Origin of the sequence: Persicitalea sp. (assembly GCF_041751555.1) — a bacterium.
Lineage (GTDB): Bacteria > Bacteroidota > Bacteroidia > Cytophagales > Spirosomataceae > Persicitalea.
On the sequence record NZ_JBGSXF010000669.1, the window covers coordinates 1 to 3,682 of the forward strand.

Here is a 3,682-nt window from a genome sequence, read left to right on the forward strand (position 1 = left end):
AAAGACGGTGGCAAAGCTGGTGTGGCTCAGGAAATACAGAAAAATAAAGATTACTTCAAAGGGAGATGCCGGCGTAGTACCCGCCAGCATAGGCAAGTGAATGGCCCCAATGCCCACAACCAGTCCGGCAAGAAGTAGTTGGGGTTTGCGATCGAGGTACTTTGATTCTCCCAATATTAGTAAGGTACCCATAGCCAACATGAGCACTAACACGAAGGCAGCGTAGATCTGATTGACGGTCCAGAGAAGTTCCCTGCCCCATAGTCCCAGAAGTACCGCCCCGCTCACTACTATCAGCCCCGAAGCAATAAGTTGGCGGCGGGCGGGCCTGAGAACGTGAATGGCCCACATTACCAGCATCGCTTTTCCGGCCAGTAAAAACGGTACACTGATAAGCGTTAGGAAACGCGCCAGAAGTACCCGGCTACCGGGCGGGATGATCGGAAAGTACAGTTCTCGCAGCAGTAGCCTACTCCACAAAGCATAAAAGCCAAAGGTGTAGATCAGGATCAGGTAGTACCGAAGATACCGCATCGGCAGATGCTGTCCGTACTCTTTGCGCCGAAACAGAACCAGCACCCCGCCCGCTGTGAGGCCCAGGCAAAACACAAAACAAATCCAACTAACTAAGGGGCTTGACATATCTAAACTAGATTTCACTCTCCCCAAAAGTACCCATTCAGTGCGTTTTGAGCCCCCTACTTTGGTAGTGTTTTTAAAAATCACTACCAAAGTAGCTATTGGGAGACAGAGGTTTATCCTAGTTTTGGAACATTATAAAAATCACCAAAATATTAAAGACATGGAAAACACAACCCTATTGATTCCCCCCACCGTAAACAGCAGCCTGTCGTATGGCTGGAACAAGATGAAGCAGTATTTCCTGCCCCTTTTGCTGGTAGTACTGGTTATTGCCGTAGTCGATGCCCCTGTAGATATTATCAGGGATAGTCTCAAAGAACCGGGCGAGTTCAAAGCCCTCATACAAATCATAGGTGCGGCATATTGGTTGCTGCTGCTGCCGGTCTTCGAGTACAGCGCCGACCTGATGTTTCTCCAAGCTATCCGTAATCAAGAATTGGACTTCAAAGACCTGCTGGCAGGTTTCAAAAACTACCTCAATGTCGTACTGGCGCACTTGATCATGTCGGCGCTGATAGGAATCGCTTTGGTCGCCCTCATCATCCCCGGTATCATCGTAGCGTGTCGCCTGGCTTTTGTGTCGTACCTGGTCATGGACAAAGGACTGGAACCCATCGCGGCCGTCGAAACCAGTTGGAAAATGACGAGCGGCCACGGCTGGAAAATTTTCGGCCTTGGCATCACCTCCATCTTTATCTTCTTTTTAGGGCTACTCTGTCTTATCGTTGGCACAATTCCGGCCGTGATCTGGATCAAAGCCTCGTTTGCCGCCCTGTACGAGGCGATTCTGATCGAGAATCAGGAATAGCGGGGAAGACTACTGCCAGAGCCAATCATTCAGGAAAACCAGGGCTGAGCGGCTGATGCGGTTTTTCATCAGATGTACTTGTGCGAACCGTCGCAGTAGGGCAGTTTTTTGGAAAATCCACACGTACAGTCGCTTATTCCCTTTCCATCGAGAATTTGCTGCGTGTACTTTTCAACGCGCGATGTGCGGGTCTTGGATTGCTTGGCGGAGGAAAAATACATGTTATACGCTCGTTGTCGTCCCGGCGTCAGTGCCGCAAAAGCCGTTTTCAGAGCGGAGTTTTTATCCAAAATAGTTTGAAACTCCTCAGGAAACTCAAGTTCGTCATTTGTCTTGAAATCAACTTTCAAGCCAGCTTTCTCTACCTCGATGGCTTCAAAAATGTACGCTTTCAAGTCGGCTTCGATCGCCGTTATTTCGCTGACATCGGTAAACCTAACTACCCGTGCGGATTGCGTATTCTCTCCGGGTTTTTGTAAAATACCATCGGCATCGTTCAATAGAGCGCCCTTCAAAAAACTGATTACACAGTATTCTTTGAAACTACCCAGCAGAATCACGTTACCGTCCTGAAAGGTATAGCACGGGTTCCCCCATTTCAATTCTTCGGTCAGTCCGCAGTCGAGAATGATCCTTCTCAGTTGCGTTAATTCCTCTTGCCACTGTCTGGCCTTACTAAAGTAGGAATTGAGTTTGGGGTTCATGGGTGCAATAGTTTGGTACCTGAAGCTGGCCAGAAAATAAGCAGCCAGTTTCTATTTTGAACGCGGACTAGCGGCGGATACACTGCGGAATGCTAACGGACAAGTCTCGATCCCCGCAGAAATATAGCCAAACGACCTTCTGCTGTTTTCATTCCAATACCATCGGTTTCTGAACTCAATGGGAATCGCGGCCATGAACATGAACGCTCCGCTCATCATTTCTTTCGGCTTGCCCGATAAGCCAATATGCGTGTATAGGCCCAACTTGACCCGAACAGCAGGTTCTGCTTCGCGAATCTGCTCTATTCCCTGCGCCTGACTGGCAGTACCCGCAACTACAAGCAGCAATAAGGGTAGCATTTTCATACAGGTCAGTACGTTGTATGTTAGTCTGCCAGAAAGTTAAGGTTTTGGAATTTGGTTTCCAAGTGTCTGGCTGGTAGTAGCTTTCATAGATAAAAAAATTGCAAGAGCCTGGCGAATTAGCATAAAGTCAGGGAACAGGATTCACGATTCTCAAACCGAAAATCCATTCAAAGTCTGATACGTTGCGGGTGTGAAGTTAAAAATCATATTCCAAGGCCGTAGATGCAATAATTGCATCCCCCGCAGACATTTTCCGCTGCTGGCGAAGCTCGATGGCAACCGATAGTATCGTATCTGTGATGCGTAAAAGTGGCAGGCTATAAAATGCGCTCTCGAAGTACCTCTTGCTTTTCTCGTCCAGACTATGAAAGCCTAGCACTTCAAGTTTAGAAAAGGCAGAAGCCCGGCTGTCCGTATCTTTCAATAAAGGCCGCAGATATTCGAATTCAGGCAGAGCCGAGTAGATAATAAGATTGCTATCGATGATGCGCATACTAATCAATCACGAAATGGCAAAGAACGATCCTGACGACTACGCTCGAACTCAGCCAAGAATTCTTCCGGGTTTTCAATCCCGCCTCCGGCATCGATAATGCGATGCGCTTCCTGCAACTTTTCCGCCGATCTGACGATTGGTTCTTCTTCGTAAGAAGTACGAGAAGCTTCATCGGCGGGCAAAATGATAATCTCCAAACGGCGTTTGGTGTACTCGGCTGGCACTTTGATTTGGATAGTACCGTCGCTGGAAGTGACGAAGTGGCGTAAAGCGTTCATAGTTGTTTTTGACAAATGTAGTTGAACCCGTCTGGGCTTTGATTACTTCTCGGACCGCGCTGCAAACGCGAGGTGATGCAACGCCCAATCGCAGATCGGGGTTGGCGGGTGGACATGACTTATCAATACAGCAACCGCTCCACCAAAATATCCTCATCGAGTTTGGGCCAATGGATTCCCTCGCCGTTCCCGATGAAACGCCAGTTGTTGAGCTGCTCCTTTCTGGCATCTCTTAAATTAGGAAACCACTCCAACAGCACGCTTAATTCCCTGCCTTCATTCAGAAAAACAGTCATCTTATTTTCCGTGAAGGAAAGCTCAACAGCGTTGTGCGACTTATTTACGTTCAAATATTGTCATAATTCCAGTATCAATTTAAACTCAGTTA

At 47.9% G+C, this 3,682-nt stretch carries 7 protein-coding genes; 1 reads left to right on the plus strand and 6 read right to left on the minus strand.

Annotated features, from left to right (window positions below; all coding sequences use genetic code 11):
* The coding region (locus tag ACEW8P_RS23585; RefSeq protein ID WP_373515517.1) for a hypothetical protein at positions 1-642 on the minus strand (642 nt) is incomplete at its 3' end.
* A 160-nt stretch (positions 643-802) separates the two neighbouring features.
* Between ACEW8P_RS23585 and ACEW8P_RS23590 the strand changes: the two genes are divergently transcribed.
* A complete protein-coding gene (locus ACEW8P_RS23590) occupies positions 803-1,450 on the plus strand; it encodes a hypothetical protein (protein WP_373515518.1) in 648 nt (215 codons plus the stop codon).
* A 68-nt stretch (positions 1,451-1,518) separates the two neighbouring features.
* On the opposite strand, the gene ACEW8P_RS23595 is transcribed toward ACEW8P_RS23590, so the two are convergent.
* From ACEW8P_RS23595 to ACEW8P_RS23615, 5 genes are all read right to left on the minus strand, one after another.
* Entirely contained in the window at positions 1,519-2,154 is a 636-nt protein-coding gene (locus ACEW8P_RS23595; RefSeq protein WP_373515519.1) for a DUF1801 domain-containing protein, read from the minus strand.
* A 51-nt stretch (positions 2,155-2,205) separates the two neighbouring features.
* Positions 2,206-2,520: a hypothetical protein gene (locus ACEW8P_RS23600; RefSeq protein ID WP_373515520.1), complete on the minus strand. Its 315-nt coding sequence runs from the start codon at positions 2,518-2,520 to the stop codon at positions 2,206-2,208.
* A 196-nt stretch (positions 2,521-2,716) separates the two neighbouring features.
* A complete protein-coding gene (locus ACEW8P_RS23605) occupies positions 2,717-3,013 on the minus strand; it encodes a PIN domain-containing protein (RefSeq protein WP_373515521.1) in 297 nt (98 codons plus the stop codon).
* A gap of 5 nt (positions 3,014-3,018) precedes the next feature.
* Positions 3,019-3,294: a hypothetical protein gene (locus ACEW8P_RS23610; protein WP_373515522.1), complete on the minus strand. Its 276-nt coding sequence runs from the start codon at positions 3,292-3,294 to the stop codon at positions 3,019-3,021.
* A gap of 122 nt (positions 3,295-3,416) precedes the next feature.
* Positions 3,417-3,644, minus strand: coding sequence for a DUF2442 domain-containing protein (locus ACEW8P_RS23615; RefSeq protein WP_373515523.1), 228 nt, complete (start codon positions 3,642-3,644; stop codon positions 3,417-3,419).
* Positions 3,645-3,682: the final 38 nt, after the last annotated feature.